The organism is Streptomyces sp. NPDC002623, assembly GCF_053592635.1.
Genome location: NZ_JBSFWB010000001.1, coordinates 201,447 through 226,271 on the forward strand (window position 1 = coordinate 201,447; position 24,825 = coordinate 226,271).

21 protein-coding genes and 1 pseudogene are annotated in these 24,825 nt (G+C 71.3%); 14 read left to right on the top strand and 8 right to left on the bottom strand.

Going from position 1 to position 24,825, the window contains the following annotated elements; translation table 11 throughout:
* Positions 1–16: 16 nt before the first annotated feature.
* A complete protein-coding gene (locus ACWD4O_RS00820; protein WP_451276057.1) occupies positions 17–700 on the top strand; it encodes a TetR/AcrR family transcriptional regulator in 684 nt (227 codons plus the stop codon).
* Positions 701–761: 61 nt separating this feature from the next.
* Here the strand turns inward: ACWD4O_RS00820 and ACWD4O_RS00825 are convergent, their stop codons facing one another.
* The 3 genes and pseudogenes from ACWD4O_RS00825 to ACWD4O_RS00835 form a co-directional block, all read right to left on the bottom strand.
* Positions 762–1,796, bottom strand: a complete 1,035-nt coding sequence (locus ACWD4O_RS00825; RefSeq protein ID WP_451276059.1) for a hypothetical protein — start codon at positions 1,794–1,796, stop codon at positions 762–764.
* Positions 1,789–2,394: an RNA polymerase sigma factor gene (locus ACWD4O_RS00830; RefSeq protein WP_451276061.1), complete on the bottom strand. Its 606-nt coding sequence runs from the start codon at positions 2,392–2,394 to the stop codon at positions 1,789–1,791. Before ACWD4O_RS00830 ends, ACWD4O_RS00825 begins: the two co-directional genes overlap by 8 nt.
* A gap of 308 nt (positions 2,395–2,702) precedes the next feature.
* A pseudogene (locus ACWD4O_RS00835) lies at positions 2,703–3,197 on the bottom strand (MarR family winged helix-turn-helix transcriptional regulator); the annotation flags it as partial.
* A 139-nt stretch (positions 3,198–3,336) separates the two neighbouring features.
* On the opposite strand from ACWD4O_RS00835, the gene ACWD4O_RS00840 reads away from it, so the two are divergent.
* The gene (locus ACWD4O_RS00840) at positions 3,337–3,855 is read left to right on the top strand and encodes a YceI family protein (RefSeq protein ID WP_451276063.1); all 519 of its coding nucleotides are present in this window, start codon (positions 3,337–3,339) and stop codon (positions 3,853–3,855) included.
* A gap of 67 nt (positions 3,856–3,922) precedes the next feature.
* On the opposite strand, the gene ACWD4O_RS00845 is transcribed toward ACWD4O_RS00840, so the two are convergent.
* Positions 3,923–5,713: a hypothetical protein gene (locus ACWD4O_RS00845; protein ID WP_451276065.1), complete on the bottom strand. Its 1,791-nt coding sequence runs from the start codon at positions 5,711–5,713 to the stop codon at positions 3,923–3,925.
* 186 nt (positions 5,714–5,899) lie between these two features.
* Here ACWD4O_RS00845 and ACWD4O_RS00850 point away from each other — a divergent pair, with 186 nt between their 5' ends.
* The 4 genes from ACWD4O_RS00850 to ACWD4O_RS00865 all read left to right on the top strand — a co-directional run bounded on the left by ACWD4O_RS00850 (position 5,900) and on the right by ACWD4O_RS00865 (position 9,282).
* A complete protein-coding gene (locus ACWD4O_RS00850; RefSeq protein ID WP_450945413.1) occupies positions 5,900–6,295 on the top strand; it encodes a cell division protein SepF in 396 nt (131 codons plus the stop codon).
* Between the two features lie 652 nt (positions 6,296–6,947).
* Positions 6,948–8,249 (top strand): ATP-binding protein, encoded by a 1,302-nt coding sequence (locus ACWD4O_RS00855; protein WP_451276067.1) that lies wholly within the window; start codon positions 6,948–6,950, stop codon positions 8,247–8,249.
* Positions 8,246–8,575, top strand: a complete 330-nt coding sequence (locus ACWD4O_RS00860) for a nucleotide pyrophosphohydrolase (protein WP_319343301.1) — start codon at positions 8,246–8,248, stop codon at positions 8,573–8,575. Before ACWD4O_RS00855 ends, ACWD4O_RS00860 begins: the two co-directional genes overlap by 4 nt.
* A gap of 227 nt (positions 8,576–8,802) precedes the next feature.
* Entirely contained in the window at positions 8,803–9,282 is a 480-nt protein-coding gene (locus tag ACWD4O_RS00865; RefSeq protein WP_451276711.1) for a DUF6099 family protein, read from the top strand.
* A gap of 78 nt (positions 9,283–9,360) precedes the next feature.
* On the opposite strand, the gene ACWD4O_RS00870 is transcribed toward ACWD4O_RS00865, so the two are convergent.
* Positions 9,361–9,546: a hypothetical protein gene (locus ACWD4O_RS00870; RefSeq protein WP_450945410.1), complete on the bottom strand. Its 186-nt coding sequence runs from the start codon at positions 9,544–9,546 to the stop codon at positions 9,361–9,363.
* A gap of 252 nt (positions 9,547–9,798) precedes the next feature.
* On the opposite strand from ACWD4O_RS00870, the gene ACWD4O_RS00875 reads away from it, so the two are divergent.
* From ACWD4O_RS00875 to ACWD4O_RS00890, 4 genes are all read left to right on the top strand, one after another.
* On the top strand, positions 9,799–10,722 hold the full coding sequence (locus tag ACWD4O_RS00875; protein ID WP_451276070.1) for an LLM class F420-dependent oxidoreductase: 924 nt from the start codon (positions 9,799–9,801) through the stop codon (positions 10,720–10,722).
* A gap of 204 nt (positions 10,723–10,926) precedes the next feature.
* Complete coding sequence (locus tag ACWD4O_RS00880; protein ID WP_451276072.1) at positions 10,927–11,907, top strand: DUF4232 domain-containing protein; 981 nt, start codon at positions 10,927–10,929, stop codon at positions 11,905–11,907.
* 105 nt (positions 11,908–12,012) lie between these two features.
* Complete coding sequence (locus ACWD4O_RS00885) at positions 12,013–13,536, top strand: 3' terminal RNA ribose 2'-O-methyltransferase Hen1 (protein WP_451276074.1); 1,524 nt, start codon at positions 12,013–12,015, stop codon at positions 13,534–13,536.
* Positions 13,533–16,091, top strand: coding sequence for a polynucleotide kinase-phosphatase (locus ACWD4O_RS00890; RefSeq protein ID WP_451276076.1), 2,559 nt, complete (start codon positions 13,533–13,535; stop codon positions 16,089–16,091). The genes ACWD4O_RS00885 and ACWD4O_RS00890 overlap by 4 nt, the downstream gene beginning before the upstream one ends.
* A 41-nt stretch (positions 16,092–16,132) precedes the next feature.
* Here the strand turns inward: ACWD4O_RS00890 and ACWD4O_RS00895 are convergent, their stop codons facing one another.
* Together ACWD4O_RS00895 and ACWD4O_RS00900 are read right to left on the bottom strand one after the other, a co-directional pair.
* Complete coding sequence (locus tag ACWD4O_RS00895) at positions 16,133–17,050, bottom strand: hypothetical protein (protein ID WP_451276078.1); 918 nt, start codon at positions 17,048–17,050, stop codon at positions 16,133–16,135.
* A complete protein-coding gene (locus tag ACWD4O_RS00900) occupies positions 17,047–18,183 on the bottom strand; it encodes an SPFH domain-containing protein (RefSeq protein WP_451276080.1) in 1,137 nt (378 codons plus the stop codon). Before ACWD4O_RS00900 ends, ACWD4O_RS00895 begins: the two co-directional genes overlap by 4 nt.
* 163 nt (positions 18,184–18,346) lie before the next feature.
* Here ACWD4O_RS00900 and ACWD4O_RS00905 point away from each other — a divergent pair, with 163 nt between their 5' ends.
* Together ACWD4O_RS00905 and argF are read left to right on the top strand one after the other, a co-directional pair.
* Positions 18,347–19,570, top strand: coding sequence for an arginine deiminase (locus ACWD4O_RS00905; protein ID WP_451276082.1), 1,224 nt, complete (start codon positions 18,347–18,349; stop codon positions 19,568–19,570).
* A gap of 157 nt (positions 19,571–19,727) precedes the next feature.
* On the top strand, positions 19,728–20,735 hold the full coding sequence (gene argF, locus ACWD4O_RS00910; protein WP_451276084.1) for an ornithine carbamoyltransferase: 1,008 nt from the start codon (positions 19,728–19,730) through the stop codon (positions 20,733–20,735).
* Between the two features lie 89 nt (positions 20,736–20,824).
* On the opposite strand, the gene ACWD4O_RS00915 is transcribed toward argF, so the two are convergent.
* On the bottom strand, positions 20,825–21,286 hold the full coding sequence (locus tag ACWD4O_RS00915; RefSeq protein WP_451276086.1) for an ATP-binding protein: 462 nt from the start codon (positions 21,284–21,286) through the stop codon (positions 20,825–20,827).
* 339 nt (positions 21,287–21,625) lie between these two features.
* Here ACWD4O_RS00915 and ACWD4O_RS00920 point away from each other — a divergent pair, with 339 nt between their 5' ends.
* Together ACWD4O_RS00920 and ACWD4O_RS00925 are read left to right on the top strand one after the other, a co-directional pair.
* The gene (locus ACWD4O_RS00920; protein ID WP_451276088.1) at positions 21,626–22,453 is read left to right on the top strand and encodes an enoyl-CoA hydratase family protein; all 828 of its coding nucleotides are present in this window, start codon (positions 21,626–21,628) and stop codon (positions 22,451–22,453) included.
* Complete coding sequence (locus tag ACWD4O_RS00925; RefSeq protein WP_451276090.1) at positions 22,438–24,753, top strand: bifunctional salicylyl-CoA 5-hydroxylase/oxidoreductase; 2,316 nt, start codon at positions 22,438–22,440, stop codon at positions 24,751–24,753. The genes ACWD4O_RS00920 and ACWD4O_RS00925 overlap by 16 nt, the downstream gene beginning before the upstream one ends.
* Positions 24,754–24,825 lie beyond the last annotated feature (72 nt).

Below are 24,825 nucleotides of genomic sequence, written 5' to 3' on the forward strand. Positions count from 1 at the left end.
ACCACCGAGGTTTTCCGTGACCCACTCCGTGGCCCGCGAGCCGCAGCGGCGCAATTCGCGGTCCAACCGGGCTCGCATCCTGGCCACGGCACGTCAGGAGCTCGGCCGGAATCCGGACGTCACCCTGGAAGAGATCGCACGGGCCTCCGGCGTCGTACGGCGCACCCTCTTCGGTCACTTTCCCGGCCGGGCGGCGCTGTTGGAGGCGCTCGCGGAGGAGGCGTCCGAGGCGCTGCGCGCCGTGCTGGCGGTCGCGGCGCGTCCCGAGGACCCGGCCGAGCGGGCGCTCGCGGTCTTCGTGCAGTCGATATGGCCGGTGGGGGACCGCTACCGGCTGCTGCTCGCCCTCGCCCAGCGCGACCTCGGCATCGAGCGGGTGGCCGACATCCTCGCCCCCGCCCGCGACGAGGTCACGTCCATCCTGGCGCGGGGCCAGCGCACCGGCGTCTTCCACACGCAGTTGCCGCCCGCCGTGCTGAGCGCCGGGCTGGAGGGCATGCACATCGCGCTGCTGGAGGAGGTCAACACCGGCGCGCTGGAGGACGACGGGACGCGGACGGCCGTCGCCACGCTCGTGGCGGCGGGTGTGCCGGAGGGACGGGCCCGGGCCGTGGTCGACGACGTCCTGTCGGCGGCGGGCACGGGGCAGGACGCCGGTGCCGATGCCGGCGCGGGCACAGGCACAGGCACAAAAGACTGAGGCGATCGAGCGGCCCGGATAGCCGGGCCGTCCGATCGCGTCCATCCCGCAGGGGGAGTACTCAGCCGCGTTCGCCCGACGCGTCGACGATCGCCGTGGAGACGCGGGTCGCCGTGCCGATCACCGTGCCCTTTGCGACGAACGGTCCGCCGGATGCCTTGCCGCCCACGTAGTAGTCCAGACCGGCCACCCACCGGACGCCCCGATAGGCGTAGGTGTCCGGATCCAGCAGGACCTGGATGGCGTTGGCTGCGAAGGATTTGTCGCGGAAGTTGCCGTCGATGCCGATGGCGAGGACGGTCCGGCCGTCGCTGTCCGTCACCTCGACCGGCTCGGTCACCCCGTCCAGGCCCATGATGATCCGGTAGATCGTGTGCGCCTTGTCGGGCGGCAGGACGGTGCTTGCGGAGAGGATCTCCAGGATCTCGTTGAAGTCGCGCTGTGCCTGGGTCAGCCGCGAGGCGTCGACCACCCGGGTGGGGATGGACTTCTTCAGGATCATCCGCAGGGCGGCGTCGGGGTCGTCGGGGAGCGCGGCCACGAGGGTGTCCGTGTCCTGGGGTGAGAGCATCTCGGCGCTGCCACCAACGGCGATATGCCGTGGGGCGTCGGGGCCGGTCTGTTTCGAACTCGGAAGCGTGAATTTTTCGCCGTCGTAGCGGATCCACCGTGTGGTGTCCAATTGCCTCGTCGGCGTGGGGGCGCACGGGTTCCCGGGGTTGGGTGACAGGGCGAGGAAGCCGACCTCGCTGTACATGTCGCCGCTGCTGACGGACAGGCACGACCAAGCGTCGAACTGGACGTTCTGATACACCCACTGGTTCGGCCGGGTCGAGGAGGCGGACCCAGGCGTCGTCGGCGAAGAGTGGTCCGGTCGCAGGGGCAGCGTGGACAGTGACACCGCGGCCACCACCGCGGCGACCGCCCCCAGGGTCCTGAGCCGCCGGCCGGTGCGGGATCCGGCGCGCAAGCCGATGCGGAAGCGCCGGGGCTCGGCGATCTCGTCCAGCAGTCGCTGCCGGGCGGGGGTGAGCCGGGCGTGGTCAGGTACGGGAGCGTCGGCCCGCAGGGACCGCACCGCTGTCATCTCATCCATGGCCGATCATCTCCGCGACGTCGTGTACGAGGGTGGGGTCGACTCCGCCGAGGGCGTGGCGGACCTTCTTGCGGGCCCGGTTCAGGCGCGAGCGCACCGTGCCCACCGGGATGGACAGCGCCTCGGCGACCTCCTGGTAGCCGAGGTCGGCCCAGGCGATCAGCAGCAGGACGTCCCGGTCGCCCCGGGACAGCCCGGCGAGCGCCCCGGCCAGCGGGCCCTGCACCGCGTGGGCGGTGACCCGGCTGTCGCTCCGGTCGGTCCAGGAGGCCGCCACCGGGTCGAGACCGGTGCGGGCGAGCGCCCTGAGGGCCCGGACCTCGGCACGGCGCTGCTTGCCGATGAGGTTCGCGGCGATGCCGTACAGCCAGGGACGGGCGTCGGGCCGGTCGCGGTCGTAGCGCTTGCGCATCCGGAACGCGCTCAGGAACGTGTCGGCGGTGATGTCCTCGGCCGCCTCATCGCCCAGCCGGCGGGCCGCGTACCGGTGGATCACGGCCGCGTGCCGTCGGTAGAGCTCGCCGAAGAGCTCCGGTCGGTCCAGGGAGTCGGCGATGAGGCGGGCGTCGTCATCGGGTCTGGCGGGTGGGCTGTTCACACGGTCTCCGTGTCTGCCGTCGATGGGGTGTCACCTCGTCGACGGGGTGACACCCCTCATTACCCGCAGCCTCCGAAAGGGTTCACGGGCGGGACGGGAGTCAGGGAGACGGCCGGTCAGTCGACGACGGCGGACTGCGGCTGGGGCTGGGGCTGGGGCTGGGGCTGGGACTGAGGCTGCGGCTGGGGCTGCGGCTCGCGCTGCGGTTCGGCCGCCGCGTCCGGTTCGGCCTCTGCGCCCCGTTCGGTCCCTGCGCCCCGTTCGGTCCCTGCGCCCGGTTCGGCCGCCGCGCCCGGTTCGCGCTCCGCTTCCGTGGTCGCGCCCGGCAGCAGACCGCTCAGGGCGGCGCACTGCTCGGGGCCCATGACGTGGGCCAGCGCCTCGGTGACCGTCTCGGCGAGCGCGCCGGACGCCTCCCGCAGCAGACGGCGGGCCTTGTCCGTGAGGGCGACCTCGACGCCGCGCTTGTCGCCGCAGACCGACTGGCGGGTGACGAGACCGGCGTGCTGAAGGCAGGCGATCTGGTAGGTCAGACGGGTCTTGGGGCGGCCCAGCAGCTCCGCGACGCGGGTCATACGCAGGCCCTCCCGGGGCTGCTCCGCCAGCAGGCACAGGATCAGGAACTCGTCGTGCGAGACGTCCAGCCGCTCCTTGACCACCGAACGCAGCCGCTGCTCCACCGCCCCCGTCGCGGCCAGCAGCAGCATCCAGCCGCGCAGCTCGGGTGGCAGCAGGCCGGCGCCTGCACCCTGCGCGGACGGACAAGGGGGCAGCTCGGCGGGGGTGTCAGCGGGCTCTGCCATAGCTCTGAGTGTATCCGTAGTCCAAATTTGCATGACCTTGCGAGATCTGGTTGTTCAGATTTGGATTACCGGCTAGCGTGGTCCTTCAGCAGTGTCATCCAAATTTGGACCATTGATCGCACCATCAAGGAGAACCGCCATGACCGTCGCCGTCGAAACCGGACTGTGGAAGCTCGACGCGGGCGCCTCGACCGTCGCCCTGAGGCACAAGACGATGTGGGGCCTGGTCACCGTCAAGGGCGTGTTCACCGGCGTCGGCGGCGCGGGCGAGGTGGGAGCCGACGGGGCCGCCACCGGCACGCTGACCCTGGACGCTGCCTCCCTCGACACGAAGAACGCCAAGCGGGACACGCATCTGCGCGGCGCGGACTTCTTCGACGCCGACAACCACCCCCAGATCACCTTCGCCGTGCGCACCGCCGAACTCGGCGCCGACAAGGCCGTGAAGGTGTCCGGTCAGCTGACCGTCCGCGGCATCAGCCGACCGCAGTCCTTCACCGCGCGACTGACCCAGGCGGACTCCGACGCGGTCACCCTGGACGCCGAATTCACCGTGGACCGCGACCAGTTCGGCCTGGGCTGGAACCAGATGGGCATGATCCGCGGCCTGACCACCGTCACCACCACGCTCCGCTTCACGCGCTCCACGACCGCCTGACGGACGGTCACTTCATGTGCGGTGACTGGCACTTGACACTGACGCACCGTCAGGACGACGGCGTACGTCACGACGTGCGCAGCGCGGGCCCCACGTCCGCACTCGACAGCGTCTGCGGCGTCGCCGTGAAGGCCCGCAGCCGGATCCGCACACCCGGGCGAGGCAGGCGGAACTCCCCTGCGGGCGGCCGGAGTTCATAGACGGCCACGGTGTGGGCGGAGAGGGTGCGGGGGCCCTTCGCGATCGTCCAGTACGAGTCCATGCCCTGGCCGGTGGTGAGTGTGAAGTGGGGCGCCAGGTCGCTGTCACCGGTGTTCTCCACCCGAAGCGTCATCGACGACACGGCAGTTGACGCGGTGCCCTTCGCGGTGCCCTTTGTGGTGCTCGTCGCGGTCGTCCTCGCGGTGGGCGACGTGGCATGCCGGACCGACGTGATGCGCATGTCCAGCGGGGGCGTCCCCGTCGCCGCCGCCGTCGCGCTCGCCAGGGCCGGGACGACGACCAGCACGGCCGCGGCGATCCGCGCCGGACGCCGACGCGCTCCCGCCGACCACCGAGGGCGCGGCTGCCAGGCCCCGGCGAACTCCGACAGGGGCACGGTGACCGCGGTCGCCAGCCACAGCGGCGTCATCATCAGGTAGTAACCGTCCTGCGAGCGTGTCGCCAGGAAGAAGGCACACCAGGGCAGCACGGCGGCCGCCGGACCGAGCCGCCGCACGAACAGCACGAACAGCGCCAGCAGCCCCGCCGCGAGCAGCATGCTCGCGCGGCCGTACCAGTCGAGCCGGTCGCTGCCGTCCGTGAGATACAGCGAGATGCCCACCAGACCCTGACCATGGATCACCGCGCCCTGGGTGAGCGGCAGCGCGATCCCGCCGAGCCAGGTCCCGGGCTCGTGCACGATGAAGTACGTGTTGATCAACAGCCATACGGCGCCCGCGACCCCGGCGAGGCGCAGAAGCACGCCTGCCGCGCCCCGCGGGCCCAGCTCACCGCGGCGCACCGCATAGAGCCCGGCCAGCAGGAACGGCGTCACGAACCAGGGAAGCTGCTGTGCGGCGCACGCCGCGCCCAGGCACGCGGCCCGCGCGATCCCGGCCCCGCCGAGCCGTCCGCCCCGCCCGATCCGCGGCCAGCGCACCACCACCGGGATCAGCAGCGCCAGCGCCAGGATCGCCGGGTAGCCCTGCCGTCCGTACATCGGCAGGAACGAGAAGCCGAGGCACACCATCGTCGCCGCCGGCCGCCACGGCGTCGACAGCATCCGCCAGAGCACCACGGCGCCGACGACGAGCGCGCCGGTGGCCATCGCCGTCGCCGGGGCGCCGCCGTGCCCGATCCACAGCAGCGGCGCGGTCAGCAGCGGGGCGAGCGGGGGATAGCCGTACGTGTAGTCGTAGCCGCCGCCCATCGTCGGGGTGAGCGCGATGCCGTGGCCGAAGAGCCAGGGCCAGGGCTGTCCGTAGACGGGGTCGCCCGCGACGAGCGCCCGGGCGGCCTGGGTGGTGAGGACCGCTTCGTCACCGCCCTTGTGGTTCATCGCCCACGCGCACAGCACGAGCGTCACACCGGTCGCCAGCACCCACAGGTCGACGCGGGCCAGGGTACGACCCCGCCGGACCACCAGGGCGAGCACACCGCAGAGGAGGATCGACGCGTAGCAGACCGAAATGGCCGCGGCCACGGCGAGGCGGTGACCGGCCGCCTGTGACCAGATCGTGCGGGTGCCGATGAAGAGGCTGACGGCGGCGAGCAGCGTCAGGACGCGATGCCACTGCTCGGGAGGTCCCTCGCCGGCGGACACCGCCGGGGCCGGCTCTCGGGCGGGTGTCACCAGCGGTGCTTCTGCCAAGTACACGGTTTCGCAACGTAATCGGGGCTGGTGAACGAGGTGCGCTCGGGCGGGAAGAATCCGGTGTGGCGGGGGTAAGAGACGACTGCGCGACAACCGAAGCGGTGGCGGTCCGTGTCGCTGTTGGGCCGAACGGGTGACTTGGCGTAAGAATTGGCTGGTGCAGGCATTGAAGGCGAGTCAGTTCGGGGGGTGCCGGTGAACCGTTACGACGTCACCGATGAACAGTGGGAAGGGCTCGCTCAGGTAGTTCCGTTGCGCGGCCGGGACGCGTGGCCGTCGGCGGTGGACCATCGCTCGCTGCCCGCCGCCGAGCCGGAGAGCCGGCGCCGCTTCGTCGTGCTGCGGGTCAACGTCTTCGCGGACGCCCGCGAGGTCGCCGAGACACTGATGGCGGGCATCCCGGTGCTGCTCGACCTGACGGGCGCGGAGACCGACACCGCCAAGCGAGTCCTGGACTTCTCCACCGGAGTCGTCTTCGGCCTGGCCAGCGGCATGCACCGGGTCGACCGCAACGTCTTCCTGCTGACCCCACCGGGCACAGAGGTGAGCGGGATCATGGAGGGGGCGGGGGCTCCTAGGGTCTGAGGCGGTAGGCGGTAGGCGGTAGGCGGCAGGCGGCGGGCGGCGGGCGGCGGGCAGAGGGCAGAGGGCAGAGGGCAGAGGGCGACGTTCCAGGCCGGGCTGCCGCCGGGCTGCCGCCGGGCCGACGTCGGAGCGCCGCCGGGCGCCGGCGTAGGACCGTCGCTGTGTTGGCGTAGGACCGTCGTCGTGCTGGCGTCGTGCTGGCATAGGACGGGCGTCGGACCGCTGCTGGGCCGGCGGCCTGACCGGCTCGGCGCGACCGGCTCGGCGCGCCGGGTTCGCCGGGACGGGTTCGCCGGGGCCGGCTGACTGGCGCGGTCGGTTCGCCGGGGCCGGTCAGGCGTGCGTGATCGCCGCGCGTGGACGAGGGGGCGGCGGCCGCGGTGGTCGGCGTAGGCGATCGGCGTAGGCGATCGGCGTGGGCGGTCCCCATGGGGGACTGCCAGAGCGGTCGCCTCGCCCATGGGGACCGGTTCGCCGCGACCGGTCCGCCGAGGCCGGCTCATCGTGGGCCGACTCGTCCTCGTCCGTTCCTCGTGGGACGCGGCGCTCCGCGACCCGTTGGCCAAGGGACCGGCTCGTCCTGGTCGCCCGATCGTAGGAAGCTTGCCCGGGCGGAACGGTTCGGCTGGCGGCGGAGTCCTACGGTCCGGATATGCCCTCGCCGTTCGCCTCTTCCGCGCCCTTACCCCAACCCCCCACCACGCCCGACGGCGCGCCGCCCGGGACCGCCTCGCCCACCGTGCCCGCACAGGCGGCCCCTGTGGAGGAACAACGGGCCTCGCCCGCAGCCGGTGTGCCCCGCGCGGTGCCCGCGCAGGTGCGGTACGTCCGGCCCTGCGTCACCGAACTGCGGCTCTCCGCCTTCGCGGCGCACCTGCGTGCCCGGTTCCCACTGGGCGCCGTCACGCTGTTCGTCGGGGCCAGCGGGAGCGGCAAGAGCAGCGCGCTGCGGGCCTACGAGGCGTTGGCGCGGCTCGGAGGCGGGGCCCCGCTCGGCGAGGTGTTCGCCGATCCGGTCGCCTGCGTGCCCCAGGGCGCGCGGCCCGACGCCCAGCGCCGCCGGGGTTTCCGCATCGGGTGCACGGCGGACGGACCCGGCGGGCCGGTCCGGCTCGACGTCGCCGTACAGGCCGAACCCGAGCTGCGCATCGTGGGGGAGCGGCTGAGCGCGGGCGGCGTCGTGCTGCTGGAGACGGCGCTGCGCGATCCCGGGCGGCGCTCGGTGCAGGCCGCCTGGCACACGGGCGGCCCCTCCCCGGTGACCCGCGCTCCGCTGCCCGACGACCGGCTCGGCACCGCGCTGCTGCCGCTGCGCGTGGCCGGCAAGACCGACGGACAGCGGCAGGTGCTCGCCGCCGCCGAACAGATGGTGGTCGCCCTGCGGTCCGTGTTCGCCTGCGATCCGCAGCCCGACTGGATGGGCGCCCCCGTCCCCACCGGCTCCGGCCGACTGCTCGCCGGCTGCGACAACCTCGCCGACGTCCTCTGGCGCACCCGCGAGGAGTGCGGACGGCGGCACGCGCAACTGGTGGCCGCGCTGTCCGCCGGCTCCGGCGGATCCACTCGGCCCGCCGGACCCGTCGTGGACCTGCGCGCCGAGCCGCTGACCGACGGCACGGTCCGCGCGCTGCTCCACCGGGCCGACGGCACCCGCACGGAGCTCGCCCGGCTGGGATACGGCGAACTGCGCTACGTAGCCCTCGCGCTGGTGCTGCTCACCGGCCCGGGCGTCCTCGACGTGGACCCGGCCGGCGAGGTGCCCGCCGCGATGCAGACCCTCACCCTGCTCGCCGACGGCCTCGACCGGGGCCTCGACGCGACGCAGCACGCCGAACTGCTGCGCCTGGCGGTCCGGATGGCCGAGCGCGGGCACATCCGCTGCGTCGGCGCGGTCAGCGACGGCTCCTTCGCCGCCCGGACGGACGGAGTGACGGTGGTACACCTGGGGTCGTGACTGAACAACACCTCGACGTGGCGAAGCTGCAGCGCAGACTGGCCGAGTTCGCTGCCGCGCGGAACTGGCAGCCCTTCCACACGCCCAAGAACCTCGTCGCCGCGCTGAGCGTGGAGGCGTCCGAACTGGTCGAGATCTTCCAGTGGTTGACGCCGGAGGAGTCGGCCCGGGTGATGGACGACCCCGACACCGCCCACCGGGTGACGGACGAGGTCGCCGACGTGCTCGCTTATCTGCTGCAACTGTGCGAGGTGCTCGGGATCGATCCGCTGGCGGCGCTGGACGCGAAGATCGACCGCAACGAACGCAGATTCCCGGCGCCGTAGCGGAACATCGTTCAGGAGCCGTCGTTCAGGAGCCATGGAGCCGTCGTTCAGGAGCCGGACGATCCGTTTTCACTCTCCGGAGTCAACAGGCGGACCGAAATCGATTTGTTGTCCACAGATTTCGGTCTTCCTCTGGCTTTTCGCCCCACAGGCCTTCACTCTGGGTAGTGGACAAGGGTGTTCGGGCGGACGTGCGAGCAGCACGTCGGGACAGACGGGGGCGGCGCATGGACGCGGTGCGGCTCATCCTGACGAGCAGGCGCGCGCTCGCGGGCAGCAGCCAGGCGACGGAGATACTCACGGAGGTGTGGCAGGCGCAGGCCCTGGCGCAGGCGATCGGCAGTCGTCTCGCCGTCTCGGGCCCGCCCGAACTGCGCGGCGAGGCACTGGGACTGACCGAGCTGGCGGGCCGAGGCTGCGGTGTGCTGGGCGCGCCGGACCTCGACCCCACGGAGCTCCTCGCCGCCCGACTGACCGAGCTGGACGACGCCCGCCGGGCCCTCATCGACCTGGGCGGTCTGCTGGGCGAGGTAGGCATCGCCCTGGTCGGCCTGGCCAGCTCGGCGGACGACCAGGGCACGTACTGGAAGTGCATGGAGGCCATCGACGCGGCCGACGAATCCAGAGACCGGGTCCTGGAAATGCTACGCAAACTGACCGCAAGAGAGGAACGAGAACAGAGAGAGGCCGCCGTACCGGAGAGATGAACCGAGCCGACGCCGAAGCGGCTGAGGGTGTCGGATTGCGCGTCGGACTGCGTAGCGGACCGCGTGTCAGATCGCGTGTCAGATCGCGGTGCCCTCTTCCCTTGGCGTGCGCTGAGGAACGCCGGTTCCGGTCGACTGGAAATCCGCGTCCAGCGCCGAAAGATCCGCGTTCAACGCCGCCATCAGCTCCTCCATCTGCTGCAACAACCCCTTCGGCTGGGCTGCGTAGGCCCCGCCCTGCTGCGGCACGGTCTCTTCGGACATGACGGCCTCCTCGGCCCTGGCCCCCCTTGAGGAGGGCCGATGCGGGTGACGTCCCGGCGCTGACCAGCCGGGCACGGGCGCCGGGCGGTCCGGCTCCGCCCCGGCCAACGATCACCGCGAGGGCGGGTCACTGGCCCGGGCAACCCCCCACGCACGGCACAAGCCTTTTTCACCCGACCGGGGAGGCGCGGGGGCCGGGGGACCGGTGGGGTTGACGGGGCGGCCGGGGCGGACGACATGCAGGATGGGGGCATGGATCTTCGTATCTTCACCGAGCCCCAGCAGGGCGCGACCTACGACACCCTCCTCACCGTGGCCAAGGCCACCGAGGACCTCGGGTTCGACGCCTTCTTCCGGTCCGACCACTATCTGAAGATGGGCGATGTCAGCGGGCTCCCGGGCCCCACCGACGCCTGGATCACGCTCGCCGGCCTCGCCCGCGAGACCAAGCGCATACGCCTCGGCACACTGATGACGGCCGGCACCTTCCGGCTGCCCGGCGTCCTCGCCATCCAGGTCGCGCAGGTGGACCAGATGTCCGGCGGACGCGTCGAACTCGGCCTGGGCGCGGGCTGGTTCGAGGAGGAGCACACGGCGTACGGCATCCCCTTCCCCAAGGAGAAGATCGGCCGCCTGGAGGAGCAGCTGGAGATCGTCACGGGCCTGTGGGCCACGGAGCTCGGCAAGACCTTCGACTTCCACGGGTCGTACTACGACCTCACCGACTCGCCCGCGCTGCCCAAGCCCGCGCAGGCGAAGATCCCGGTGCTGATCGGCGGCAACGGCGCGACCCGCACGCCGCGACTGGCCGCCCGGTTCGCCGACGAGTTCAACATGCCGTTCGGCTCGGTCGAGGACAGCGAACGCCAGTTCGGCCGGGTGCGGGCCGCCGCGGAGGAGATCGGCCGCGAAGCCGACGCGATCACCCTCTCCAACGCCCTCGTCGTCTGCGTCGGCAAGGACGACCAGGAGCTCGCCCGGCGCGCCGCCACGATCGGCCGCGAGGTCGACGAGCTGAAGACCAACGGACTGGCCGGCTCCCCCGCCGAGGTCGTCGACAAGATCGGCCGCTATGCCGAGGCCGGCTCCCGGCGGATCTACCTCCAGCTCCTCGACCTGCACGACCTGGACCACCTGGAACTGATCTCCGCCCAGGTGCAGACGCAACTCTCCTGAGGCGAGGCCGGCGTCTCGAGGCGAGGTCGGCCGACGTCCCTGAGACGAGGTGGGTGTCTTGAGGCGAGGTCGACCGGCGGAGCATCCCGGTCCGGACATCGTTGTCCGCGCCGCCACGCGCCGCCGATCATCTGTGACACGGCTGTGACCGGAGGTATGGCTTCCGTCACAGTCGGCCCGTCCGAGCCCTGATGAGCTGGCCGGATGCGCAGACCCCGTGGTTTCGGCCCTGTCCGCCCCGCCCTCCCTGCCGTCGCCGCCGTGCTGCTCCTCGCCTCGGCGGCGACGGCCTGCGGAACGGAACGCGCGGACACGACCGGTGGAGTCGGCGCGGCGTCCGCGGCGCCCAGGACCCTGGTCACCGACCCACCGGTGGACGGCGTACGGATCACCTCGGTCAGCATCCCCACCGCCTCCCCGGCCCGCGACGCCACCTCCACCCCCGCCCCGTCCCGGTCCCTGGGCTTCGTCCACGCGGACCCCCTTCCCACGGACTCGGGCATCTCCGCCGTCTACGAGATCACCAACGACGGCTCGGAGTCGCTGACGTACACCGTGCTCTTCACCTTCACGACCAGCGGCGGCGAGGTCATGAGCAGCAAGCGCGAGACCGTGCGAGCGGTCGGAGCGGGCAGGACCGTGCGGGGAACCGTCGAACCGGGCGTGCTCGCGCCGGGCGCCTCCCCGGTGACGACGGCGAAGGTCGCCGAGGTGACCAAGGTCCCCGCGGCCGAGGCGCCGGCCGACGCGGACGTCTGCCCGTCCTCCGGGATTCGCCTCACGGCCGACGAGGGCGACGCGGCGATGGGCCTGCGCGTCGTCGGACTGCATCTGGAGAACTGCGGCAAGAAGAACTACTCCCTCGACGGCTACCCACAACTGAGCCTCCTGGACGAGGATCGCCGCCCGGTCAAAGGCGTGCAGATCCTCCAGGGCGGCGACAGCATTTCCACCGGAACCGGTTACGACGACCCGCCCAGCCCGCTCACCCTGAAACCCGGTGAAACCGCTGTATCCGGTCTGATCTGGCGTAACACCACCGAAGCCGGTCTCGACGCCGTGACCGTGCCGTACGTCCGCGTCCGCGCGAAATCCGGTGCCGCACCCGTCGTCGTCACGCCCCACCTCGACCTCGGCACCACCGGAAAGCTGGGCGTCGGCGCGTGGAAACGGGCGGATCGGTAGGAAAAAAATTCCGCGTCCCCGCGCACCGTTTCTCGGTACGTTGGAGAGGCGCGCGAGCGCACGACCAGCGCTTTCGCTCCTTCCGAACCCTTCGAGGCAACCACCGTGTTCCTGACGATCAGCACCACAGGCACCCCCGAACGCCCCGCGACCGACCTGGGCTTCCTGCTGCACAAGCATCCCGACAAATCGCAGGCGTTCTCCACCTCCTACGGCCGGGCGCACGTCGTCTACCCCGAGGCCGATGCCGAGCGCTGCACGGCGGCGCTGCTCCTGGAGGTGGATGCCGTGGCGCTGGTCCGGCGCGGCAAGGGCAAGGGCCGCGGCGGCGCTCCCGACGCCGCCCTCGCCCAGTACGTCAACGACCGCCCGTACGCGGCTTCCTCGCTGCTCGCGGTCGCGCTCAGCGCCGTGTTCTCCAGCGCGATGCGCGGAGTGTGCGCCGCGAAGCCCGAACTCCCCGCGCAGACACGGCCGTTGCGCGTGGAGGTGCCCGCACTGCCCGCCCGCGGCGGCCCCGACCTCGTACGCGCCCTCTTCGAGCCGCTCGGCTGGACGGTGAGCGCCGAACCGGTGGCCCTGGACACGGAGTTCCCCCAGTGGGGCGACTCGCGGTACGTGAGCCTGGTCCTGGAGTCGCAGACGCTCACTCTCGCCGAGGCTCTGCGCCACCTGTACGTCCTGCTGCCCGTCCTCGACGACGCCAAGCACTACTGGGTCTCCTCCGACGAGGTCGACAAGCTGCTGCGCGCCGGTGAGGGCTGGCTGCCCGACCACCCCCAGCAGAAACTGATCACAAGCCGTTACCTGTCCCGCCGCTGGTCACTGACCCGGCAGGCGATGGAGCGGCTGGAGCTGGTCCGGCTCGCCGAGGCCGACGACAGCGAGGTCGAGGAGATCGACAACGCGGTCGCGGCGGAGGCCGAGACGGAGGAGCGCCCGACCCCGCTGGCCGTGCTGCGCCGTGAGGCGATCGTCACGGCGCTGACCGGGTCCGGGGCCGCCCGTGTCCTGGACCTCGGGTGCGGCCAGGGCCAGTTGGTGCAGGCGCTGCTGAAGGACCCGCGCTTCACCGAGATCGTCGGCGTCGACGTCTCGATGCGCGCGCTCACCATCGCCTCCCGCCGCCTGAAGCTGGATCGCATGGGGGAGCGACAGGCCTCTCGCGTCCAGCTCTTCCAGGGCTCGCTGGCCTACACCGACACCCGTCTCAAGGGCTACGACGCCGCCGTCCTCAGCGAGGTCGTCGAACACGTCGACCTGCCGCGGCTGCCCGCCCTGGAGTACGCGGTGTTCGGCTCGGCCCGTCCGAGGACCGTCCTGGTGACGACCCCGAACGTCGAGTACAACGTGCGCTGGGAGACCCTCCCGGCAGGCCACGTCCGGCACGGCGACCACCGCTTCGAGTGGACCCGCGAGGAGTTCCGCACCTGGGCGTCCGGGGTGGCCGAACGGTACGGCTACGACGTCGAGTTCGTCCCCGTGGGCCTCGACGACCCGGAGGTCGGCCCGCCCACCCAGATGGCCGTGTTCCAGATGCAGCCCCCGAACTCCACCAAGTCCGCTCGTTCCACCCCGTCCACGAATTCCGCGAAGCCCACGAACGAGAAGGAGGCGAAGGCAGCATGACCGAGAATCAGGTTTCCATGAAGCAGGGCCGCGTGCTGCCCGTCACCGACCTCTCCCTCGTCGTGCTCATCGGCGCGTCCGGGTCCGGCAAGTCCACCTTCGCCCGCCGGCACTTCAAGCCCACCGAGGTCATCTCCTCCGACTTCTGCCGGGGTCTGGTCTCCGACGACGAGAACGACCAGAGCGCGACCCGGGACGCCTTCGACGTCCTGCACTACATCGCGGGCAAGCGGCTCGCGGCCGGTCGGCGCACGGTGGTCGACGCGACCAGCGTGCAGCAGGACGCGCGCCGTCAACTCGTCGACCTGGCGAAGAGTCACGACGTGCTGCCCATCGCCATCGTGCTGGACGTGCCGGAGGAGGTGTGCGCCGAACGCAACGCGGGCCGCAGCGACCGTGCCGACATGCCCCGCCGGGTCATCCAGCGCCACACCCGCGAACTCCGCCGATCCCTGCGCCACTTGGAGCGCGAGGGCTTTCGCAAGGTGCACGTCCTGCGGGGCGTCGAGGACGTCGAGAACGCCTCGGTCGTCACCGAGAGGCGCTTCAACGACCTGACCCACCTCACCGGCCCCTTCGACATCATCGGCGACATCCACGGCTGCGCCGTCGAACTGGAGTCCCTGCTGGGCAAGTTGGGCTATGTCGACGGCGCGCACCCGGAGGGCCGTCAGGCCGTCTTCGTCGGCGACCTGGTCGACCGGGGCCCGGACAGCCCGGGCGTCCTGCGCCGCGTGATGTCGATGGTCGGGTCCGGCAACGCCCTCTGCGTCCCCGGCAACCACGAGAACAAGTACGGCCGTCACCTCAAGGGCCGCAAGGTCCAGCACACCCACGGCCTCGCCGAGACCATCGAGCAGATGGCGACGGAGACCGATGAGTTCCGCGCCGAGGTGCGCGAGTTCATCGACGGACTGGTCAGCCACTACGTCCTCGACGGCGGCAAGCTGGTGGTCTGCCACGCCGGTCTGCCGGAGAAATACCACGGCCGCACCTCCGGCCGGGTCCGCTCGCACGCGCTCTACGGCGACACCACCGGCGAGACCGACGAGTTCGGCCTGCCGGTGCGCTACCCGTGGGCGGAGGACTACCGGGGCCGGGCGGCCGTCGTCTACGGTCACACCCCGGTCCCCGAGGCCACCTGGCTCAACAACACCATCTGCCTCGACACCGGTGCAGTCTTCGGCGGCAAGCTGACCGCGCTGCGCTGGCCCGAGCGCGAGCTGGTCGACGTACCGGCGCAGCAGGTCTGGTACGAGCCGGCGAGGCCGCTGAAGTCGGAGGCGCCGGGCGGACACGACGGCCGTCCGCTGGACCTGGCGGACGTCAACGGCCGGCGCATCGTCGAAACCCGTTACGAAGGACAGAACCGCGTCTCGATCCGTGAGGAGAACGCGGCCGCGGCCCTGGAGGTGATGAGCCGCTTCGCGGTGGACCCGCGCCTGCTGCCGTACCTCCCGCCGACGATGGCCCCCACGGCCACCTCGCACGTCGAGGGCTACCTGGAGCACCCGGCGGAGGCGTTCGCGCAGTACGCCGCGGACGGTGTCGCACGGGTCGTGTGCGAGGAGAAGCACATGGGCTCGCGGGCGGTGGCCCTGGTCTGCCGGGACGCGGAAACAGCGCGTAAGCGGTTCGGCGTGGACGGTCCGACCGGCTCGCTCTACACCCGCACCGGCCGCCCGTTCTTCGACGACGAGTCGGTGACGGAGGAGATCCTCGACCGGGTGCGGACGGCGGTGGGCGAGGCCGGTCTCTGGGACGAACTCGGCACGGACTGGCTGCTGTTGGACGCCGAGTTGATGCCGTGGTCGCTCAAGGCCGCCGGGCTGCTGCGGTCGCAGTACGCGGCCGTCGGCGCCGCGTCCGGGGCGGTGTTCCCGGGCGCGCTGGCCGCACTCCAGGGCGCGGCCGACCGGGGCGTCGACGTGTCCGACCTGCTCGCGCGCCAGCGTGAACGGGCCGAAGCGGCAACGGCGTTCACCGACGCCTACCGGCGCTACTGCTGGACCACGGACGGCCTGGACGGCGTACGCCTGGCCCCGTTCCAGATCCTCGCGGTCCAGGGCCGCAGCCTCGCGGACCTGCCCCACGACGGCCAACTGGCGCTGCTCGACCGGCTGGTGGAGCACGACCCGACCGGCCTGCTGCAGACCACCCGGCGGCTGTACGTCGACACGGCCGACCCCGAGTCGGTCCAGGCCGGCGTCGACTGGTGGCTGGAGATGACCGGCCGGGGCGGCGAGGGCATGGTCGTCAAACCGCTGGGCGCGCTGGTCCGCAGCCAGGAGGGCCGCCTGGTCCAGCCCGGCATCAAGTGCCGGGGCCGCGAGTACCTCCGGATCATCTACGGCCCGGAGTACACCCGTCCCGACAACCTCACCCGCCTGCGCGGCCGCTTCCTCAACCACAAGCGCTCGCTCGCGATCCGCGAGTACGCGCTCGGCCTGGAGGCACTGGCCCGGCTGGCGGAGGGCGAGCCGCTGTGGCGGATCCACGAGGCGGTGTTCGGGGTACTGGCCCTGGAGTCGGAACCGGTCGACCCCAGGTTGTGACCGGGACCGGGACCGGTCCCGGTAGCGCGGGGAGGACGGCTTCAGCCGGCCAGCCGCAGGGCCGTCCCCGCCCTCCCCACCCGCACCGTCTGCCCCCATGTCAGCTCCACCGCGTCGCTCTCGATCCCGTCCCCGAAGGCGATGAGCCGCTCCGACTCGACGGTGAGGGTCAGCCGTCCACCGGCCGCCAACTCGCCCGCGACCAGCGAGGTACCGGTCGCGGGCGACGGCCACGCCTCCCGCACGAACCACACCAGCCGCTCCTCGGTCGGGCCCGGCAGCCGCAGACCGCCCTCGCCCCCGGCGCCGCCGCCCCGCTCCTGCCACACCGACCGGATCCAGCCGGTCGCCCCCGTACCCGTGCCCACCAGCACCCCGGAGGATGCCTGGGCCTCGACGACACCCCTGTCGTCGTCGAGGCCCAGGCGGTAGCGGGCGGTCTGGTGGCCGGGGGCGCCCAGATAGATCTCGTTGAGGGCCAGCAGCCGCTGTGTGTCGTCGGCGACCGCCTCGACCATGGTCAGCTCGGTCATGCCGGTACCGGCCGCGAGCACGGAGGGCAGGAGCACCCGGGCGTCCCCCGGCCGATGGCGGACCAGGACGCCCGGATTGCGGCCGGGATCCGTGTCGATGCCCACCACCGGCTGTCCGGCAAGGTACTTGGCGACGTTCGCCACGAGTCCGTCCTGGCCGACCACGACGACCACGTCCTCGGGAGCGAAGAGAAAGCGGTCCAAGTCCGCCCGCTCCAGCCTGGTCTGACGCCATGTCAGAGGAATGGCGGCCGTCACCTCAGCCAGCGCCCGCCTCGTCCGACGGTGGCGCTCGGCGACCTCCTCGATGTCCCGGCCCCGCGAGGAGAGGAAGAAGGCGGCCTGGCCGTGCGTGCCGTGCCGCGCCACCAACTCCTCGTACTCCGTGGTGCGATGGACCAGCACGGCCCGCGGGGCGAGACTCATTCCCGTTCCCCGCCGCCGAGCCTCGACAGAAGCCCGGTCAGGACGTCCGGCGAGATCGTCACGCTGTCGATGTGCGGCAGGTTCTCCGCGAGCCGCGTCCCGGTGAGGGCGTGCAGGGTCGCCACGTCGACGTCCCCGTGCACCCGCAGCCAGGCCGCCTGCGCCTGGGCCCGTGCCTCGCCGACCTCGCGCGCCGCCTCGGCCTCGGCGCGGGCGAGCCGGACCGTACGGGCCGCCTCGGCCTGGGCCAGCCGCTCCGTGCGCTGCGCCTCGGCGTCCCCCAGCCGCACCTGCTTCGAGGCCTCCGCCTCCGCCAGCTTCACCGCCCGCGTGGCCTCGGCCTCCGCGAGCCGCACGCTCCGACTCGCCTCCGCCTCGGCCCGCACCTTGTCCGCGGCGGCGTTCTCCTCCGCCTCGCGACGGGTGTTCGTACCGCGCTGCTCGACCAACTGCTCCTCACGGCGGGCCAGTTCGATCTTGCTGGCCAGTTCGTTCTCGGCGATCGTCCGCTCCCGCTCGACCGCCACCGCCCGCCGCTCGTACGTCGCCCGGTCGGCCTCCTGCTGGATCTGCTCCCGGGCCGGCGTGCGCAGCGCCCGCTCCACCTCCGGCTCCGGACGCAGTGCGACGACCCGGACGGCGACGATCTCGATGCCGGTGGACGGCAGCCGCGGCTCCGCCGCCAACCCCGCCGCGACCCTTTCCCGGACCGCCGTCACACCGTCCACCAGCGCGGACGACAGCGACGTACGCGCGAGGACGTCCAGCGCGTGCTGCTGCGCCGTCTCGGTCAGCAGGGTGGCGAGCTGCTCCAGGGGAGCGCCGCGCCACACCCCGGTGTCCGGATCTATGGAGAAGTCGAGGCGGGCGGCGGCCACGGCCGGATCGCTGATCCGGTAGGTCACGGTCGCCTGCACCGTCACATCCTGGAAGTCGACCGTGCGGGCGTGGAAGGTCATGGCCAACTCGCGGTCGTCGACCGGCACTTCGGAGAGCGCGGCGCTCAGTGAGCGGAACCAGAAGCTCAGCCCCGGCCCGTCGTGCACCAGCTTGCCCGAGCGGTGGTGGCGCACGTGCGCCGTCGGAGCGCCGCGCAGATGGCGCCAGCCCAGGCGCCGGGTGATGTCGGCCATGAAGGGACCCCCCTCGTTCTCGTTTTTCGTCACTACGACGATAAGAAGACGATAGTCATGGAGGTCTTTGTCGTCAAGGGGACGAGAAGGCGCTCGGAAACAAGGCTGTGCGGAAACGGTCCGACAGTGGGTGAATGCGGTCTCCGATGGTCAGGATGGAGACATGGGATTCCATGTCGACTCCGAGGCCGGGCGGCTGCGCCGCGTCATCCTGCACCGGCCGGATCTCGAGCTCAAAAGGCTCACCCCCAGCAACAAGGACGCCCTTCTCTTCGACGACGTGCTGTGGGTACGCCGGGCGCGCGCCGAGCACGACGGGTTCGCCGACGTGCTGCGCGACCGCGGCGTCGCCGTCCACCTGTTCGGCGATCTGCTCACCGAGGCCCTGGAGATCCCGGTGGCCAGAGCGCTCGTCCTGGACCGCGTCTTCGACGAGAAGGAGTACGGAGTGCTGGCCACCGACCACCTCCGCGCCGCCTTCGAGACCCTCCCCGCCCCGGAGCTGGTGGAGGCCCTCGTCGGCGGCATGACCAAGCGGGAGTTTCTGGAAGCGCATCCCGAGCCGACCTCCGTGCGCTTCCACGTCATGGACCTCGACGACTTCCTCCTCGACCCCCTCCCCAACCACCTCTTCACCCGTGACACCTCCGCCTGGATCTACGACGGCGTCGCCATCAACGCCATGCGCTGGCCGGCCAGACAGCGCGAGACCGTCCACTTCGAGGCGATCTACCGGCACCACCCCCTCTTCCGCGACGAAACGTTCCGCGTGTGGTCCGAGGGGCAGGCCGACTATCCGTCCACCATCGAGGGCGGAGATGTGCTCGTCATCGGCAACGGCGCCGTGCTGATCGGCATGAGCGAGCGCACCACCCCGCAGGCCGTCGAGATGCTCGCCCACAAGCTGTTCGCCGCGGGCTCCGCCGAGAGCATCGTGGCCCTCGACATGCCCAAGCGGCGCGCCTTCATGCACCTCGACACCGTGATGACGATGGTCGACGCCGACGTCTTCACCCAGTACGCGGGCCTCGGCATGCTCCGCTCGTACACCATCGAACCGGGCGTCGGCGAGAAGGAGCTGAAGGTCACCGACCATCCGCCGGAGCATATGCACCGTGCGATCGCCGCCGCCCTCGGTCTCAGCGAGATCCGTGTGCTCACCGCCACCCAGGACGTCCATGCGGCGGAGCGTGAGCAGTGGGACGACGGCTGCAACGTCCTCGCCGTGGAACCAGGTGTCGTAATCGCTTACGAGCGCAATGTCACCACCAATACCCACCTGCGCAAACAGGGCGTCGAGGTGATCGAGATCCCGGGCAGCGAGCTGGGTCGGGGGCGGGGCGGGCCGCGCTGTATGAGCTGTCCGGTCGAGCGGAGCGCCGTCTAGACGGAGGGGTGCGAAGGGGTGTCTGTTCGTACGGGTGCCTTACGTACAGGTGTCTGTATAAAAATGCCGAGTTTCGTATAGACTTCCGAGGGTCCCTGTCACTGCAGTCACCGTCATCTCGCACTGCATTTCGTCACCGCACTTCTGGAGCGCCCCCATGGCGACAGTCCCGACCGCCCTCGCCGGCCGCCACTTCCTCAAGGAGCTGGACTTCACCGAGGAGGAGTTCCGCGGCCTGCTCGAACTGGCCGCCGAGCTGAAGGCGGCCAAGAAGGCCGGGACCGAGGTCCAGCACCTGAGCCGGAAGAACATCGCGCTGATCTTCGAGAAGACCTCGACGCGCACCCGCTGCGCGTTCGAGGTCGCCGCCGCCGACCAGGGCGCCTCCACCACGTACCTCGATCCCTCCGGCTCGCAGATCGGCCACAAGGAGTCCGTGAAGGACACCGCGCGCGTGCTGGGCCGGATGTACGACGGCATCGAGTACCGCGGGGACAGCCAGCGCAAGGTCGAGGAGCTCGCCGCGCACGCGGGCGTCCCCGTCTACAACGGTCTCACCGACGACTGGCACCCCACCCAGATGCTCGCCGACGTGCTGACCATGGTCGAGCATTGCGAGAAACCGCTTACGGACATCGCGTTCGCCTACCTCGGCGACGCCCGCTTCAACATGGGCAACTCCTACCTGGTCACCGGCGCCCTGCTCGGCATGGACGTCCGGATCGTCGCCCCGAAGGCCTACTGGCCGGCCCAGGAGGTCGTCGACCGGGCCCGCGAGCTCGCCGTCACCAGTGGGGCGCGTGTCACGCTCACCGAGTCGCTGGCGGAGGGCGTGCTCGGCGCCGACTTCGTCGCCACCGACGTATGGGTCTCCATGGGCGAGCCCAAGGAGGTCTGGGACGAGCGGATCGCCGCCCTCGGCCCCTACGCGGTGACCATGGACGTCCTGCGCGCCACCGGGAACCCCGAGGTCAAGTTCATGCACTGCCTCCCGGCCTTCCACGACCTCGACACCAAGGTCGGCCTGGAGATCCACGAGCGCCACGGCCTGGACTCACTGGAAGTGACGGACGAGGTCTTCGAGTCGGCCCACTCGGTCGTCTTCGACGAGGCGGAGAACCGTCTGCACACCATCAAGGCCGTACTGGTCGCCACCCTCGCCTGACCGCGCTCCGGCCGGAAACCGGTCCCACAACGAACTCTCGCAACGTGATCTCACAACGCGGTCTCACACTGCGGTCTTGCAACGTGGTCTCACAGCGAACGCGGACGCCACTGCGGCGGAACCGCGGTCAGCCTGAACCACACCGCCTTGCCCTGGTCCGTGGGCCGGTGCCCGCAGGACGAGCTGAGGGCGCGGATCAGCAGCAGCCCGCGCCCGTGCTCCTGCCAGGGGTCGGGCTCCTCGCCGGACGGCCGGGTGAGATCGCCGGGGGGCACCGGGTCGGGGTCGTGCACCTCGACCTGGCAGCCGGTCGGCTGCAACTCCACCACCAGCTCTATCGGGGCGTCCCCGGCGGTGTGCTCCACGGCGTTCGCCACCAGCTCGGCGGTGAGCAGCTCCGCGGTGTCGCTGTCCGCCCCGTGCTTCAGCTCGGCCAGCGCCGTACGGACCAGGGCGCGCGCCACCGGCACGGCCGCGGCGGAGTGCGGCAGTGCGATACGCCAGGAGGCGGCCGAATCGGAGGGGCGATCGTGCAAGGCGAGTCCGTTCATGGCGCAGGTTCCTGTGATCGACATCAGGCGGTCCTGCTTTCAACTTTAGGAATGGTACGGCGGCCTCCGGCAAGGCGCTCAGTGGGTGCCGTACGGGACCTTCGGTCCCGCTACCGGATGGCTTACCCGGGTGAACGGTCCCCCTCGCGCACCTGATCCCGTTGTTACCGCGTTATTGACGACCGGTGACGTGTGTGACGGGGGCATGTTGTGCGGTGACATGCCATGCAGTGACATGCGGTTACACAGCGATTCTGCCCGGCCGGACTATCGCGCAGTCCTGACGACAGTCACAAGAGGGTGATAACTTCGAGGGTGACTGTCGAGGAGGCCGCCCTGATGAGTCCCTTCACCGGCTCCGCCGCCCATACCTCCGACTGGCGTCACCTGCGCGTCGAGCAGGCCGACGGCATCGCCACCGTCACTCTGGCCCGTCCCGAGAAACTCAACGCCCTCACCTTCGGCGCCTACGCCGACCTGCGCGACCTGCTCGCCGAGCTGTCCCGGGAGCGATCGGTCCGCGCCCTGGTGCTGTCCGGCGAAGGCCGAGGCTTCTGCTCCGGGGGAGACGTCGACGAGATCATCGGCGCCACCCTCGGCATGGACACCGCCCAGCTCCTCGACTTCAACCGGATGACCGGCCAGGTCGTGCGGGCCGTACGGGAGTGCCCGTTCCCGGTGATCGCGGCCGTGCACGGAGTCGCGGCGGGCGCCGGCGCGGTCCTCGCCCTGGCCGCGGACTTCCGGGTCGCCGACCCCAGCGCACGCTTCGCGTTCCTCTTCACCCGCGTCGGCCTCTCCGGCGGCGACATGGGCGCCGCCTACCTCCTGCCCCGGGTCGTCGGCCTCGGCCACGCCACCCGGCTGCTCATGCTCGGCGAACCGGTCCGCGCCCCCGAGGCCGAGCGGATCGGCCTGATCAGCGAGCTGACGGAGGAGGGCCGGGCCGACGAGCGCGCCCAGGAGCTGGCCCGCCGCCTGGCCGACGGCCCCGCACTGGCGTACGCCCAGACGAAGGCGCTGCTGACGGCCGAACTGGACATGCCGCTGGCGGCAGCGGTCGAAATGGACGCCTCCACCCAGGCTCTGCTCATGAACGGCGAGGACTACGCCGAGTTCCACGCGGCGTTCACGGAGAAGCGACCTCCCAAGTGGAGGGGGCGGTGAGTGTGCCGACTCGAGGGACGACGAACCGGCCCCTGCGAGTCGCGATCATCGGCGGCGGCCCCGGCGGCCTCTACGCCGCGGCGTTGCTCAAACGACTCGACCCGTCCCGGGAGACAACCCTCTGGGAACGCAACGCTCCCGACGACACCTTCGGTTTCGGGGTGGTCCTCTCCGACGAGACCCTGGGCGGCATCGAACACGCCGACCCGGTCGTCTACGCCGCTCTCCGACAGGACTTCGTCCGCTGGGACGACATCGACATCGTCCACCGAGGCGCCCGCCACACCTCCGGCGGACACGGCTTCGCCGCCCTGGGCCGGCGCAGGCTCCTGGAGATCCTGCACGAACGCTGCCGCTCCCTCGGCGTCGACCTGCGCTTCCACACGGAGGCGCCGTACCCCGCCTGGCTGGCGGAGGAGTACGACCTCGTCATCGCCGCGGACGGCGTGCACAGCACCACCCGTGAGGCGTACGCGCACGTTTTCCGGCCCCGTGTGGTCAGCCACCGCTGCCGTTACATCTGGCTCGCCGCCGACTTCGCCTTCGACGCCTTCCGCTTCGAGATCGCCGAGACCCAGCACGGCGTAATGCAGCTGCACGGTTACCCCTATGGCACCGACGCCTCCACGGTGATCGTCGAGATGCGCGAAGACGTCTGGCGGGCAACCGGTTTCGACGAACTCGACGAGCGGGAGTCGGTCGAGCGCTGCGCCAAGATCTTCGCGGACGCGCTCGGCGGACGTTCCCTCAAGTCCAACAACTCCACCTGGACCACGTTCCGCACGGTCGTCAACGAGCGTTGGTCGCACGACAACATCGTCCTGCTGGGCGACGCCGCGCACACCGCCCACTTCTCCATCGGCTCCGGCACCAAGCTTGCCGTCGAGGACGCGCTCGCACTGGCCGCCTGCCTGGAGGAACACCCCGATCTTCCGACGGCGTTGACCGCCTACGAGGAGGAGCGCAGGCCCGTCGTCGCCTCCACCCAGCGGGCCGCCCGCGCCAGCCTGGAGTGGTTCGAGAACCTCGACCTCTACCTCGATCAGCCGCCCCGGCGGTTCGCCTTCAACCTGCTCACCCGCAGCCGCCGCGTCACCCACGACAACCTCCGGCTGCGCGACCCGCACTTCACCGAGGCCGTGGAGCGGGAGTTCGGCTGCCCGCCCGGGACGCCCCCGATGTTCACGCCGTTCCGGTTGCGCGGTCTGACCCTGCGCAATCGCGTAGTCGTCTCGCCGATGGACATGTACTCGGCGGTGGACGGCCTCCCCGGCGACTTCCACCTCGTCCACCTGGGCGCCCGTGCCCTCGGCGGGGCCGGACTGGTGATGACCGAGATGGTGTGCGTGTCCCCCGAGGGACGCATCACCCCCGGCTGCACCGGCATCTACACCGCCCGGCAGGCCGACGGGTGGCGGCGGATCACCGACTTCGTGCACGAGAGGGCACCGGGCGCGGCGATCGGTGTCCAGCTCGGCCACTCCGGACGCAAGGGCTCCACGAAGCTGATGTGGGACGGCATGGACGAACCCCTGCCCGACGGCAACTGGCCGCTCGTGGCAGCCTCCCCGCTGCCGTACAGGCCCGACAGCCAGCTGCCCCGCGAGCTCACCCGAGCCCAACTCACCGACCTGCGCGAGCAGTTCGCGACCGCAGCCGCACGGGCCGCCCGCTCCGGGTTCGACCTGCTCGAACTGCACTGTGCACACGGCTACTTGCTGTCCGGCTTCCTCTCCCCGCTGACCAACCGGCGCACGGACGCCTACGGAGGCTCACTCGACAGGCGGCTGCGCTTCCCGCTCGAGGTCTTCGACGCGGTCCGCGAGGTGTGGCCGGCCGAACGGCCGATGACCGTCCGCATCTCGGCCACCGACTGGGCGCAGGGCGGGACTTCGGCCGACGACGCCGTCGCGATGGCCCGCGCCTTCGCCGAGCACGGTGCCGACGCGATCGATGTGTCGACCGGACAGGTGGTGGCCGAGGAACAGCCCGACTTCGGACGCTCGTACCAGACGCCGTTCGCGGACCGCATCCGGCACGAAGCAGGCGTCCCGGTGATCGCGGTCGGCGCGATCTCCTCCTGGGACGACGTCAACTCGCTGATCCTGGCGGGCCGCACCGACCTCTGCGCACTCGCCCGGCCCCACCTCTACGACCCCAACTGGACCCTGCACGCGGCCGCCGAGCAGGGCTATGCCGGACCGGGCGTGGACTGGCCGGCCCCCTACCGGGCGGGCAGCCGACCCCCGCGCGCCGGACGCACGGACACGCCCAAACCCCGTCTGAGGCTCACGAGTTGAGGCCCTACCCGGCCTTCTCCGAGGTCGTTGCGCTCACACCGGCCCCCGTGCCGTCAGCCCCCGTGCCGCCGG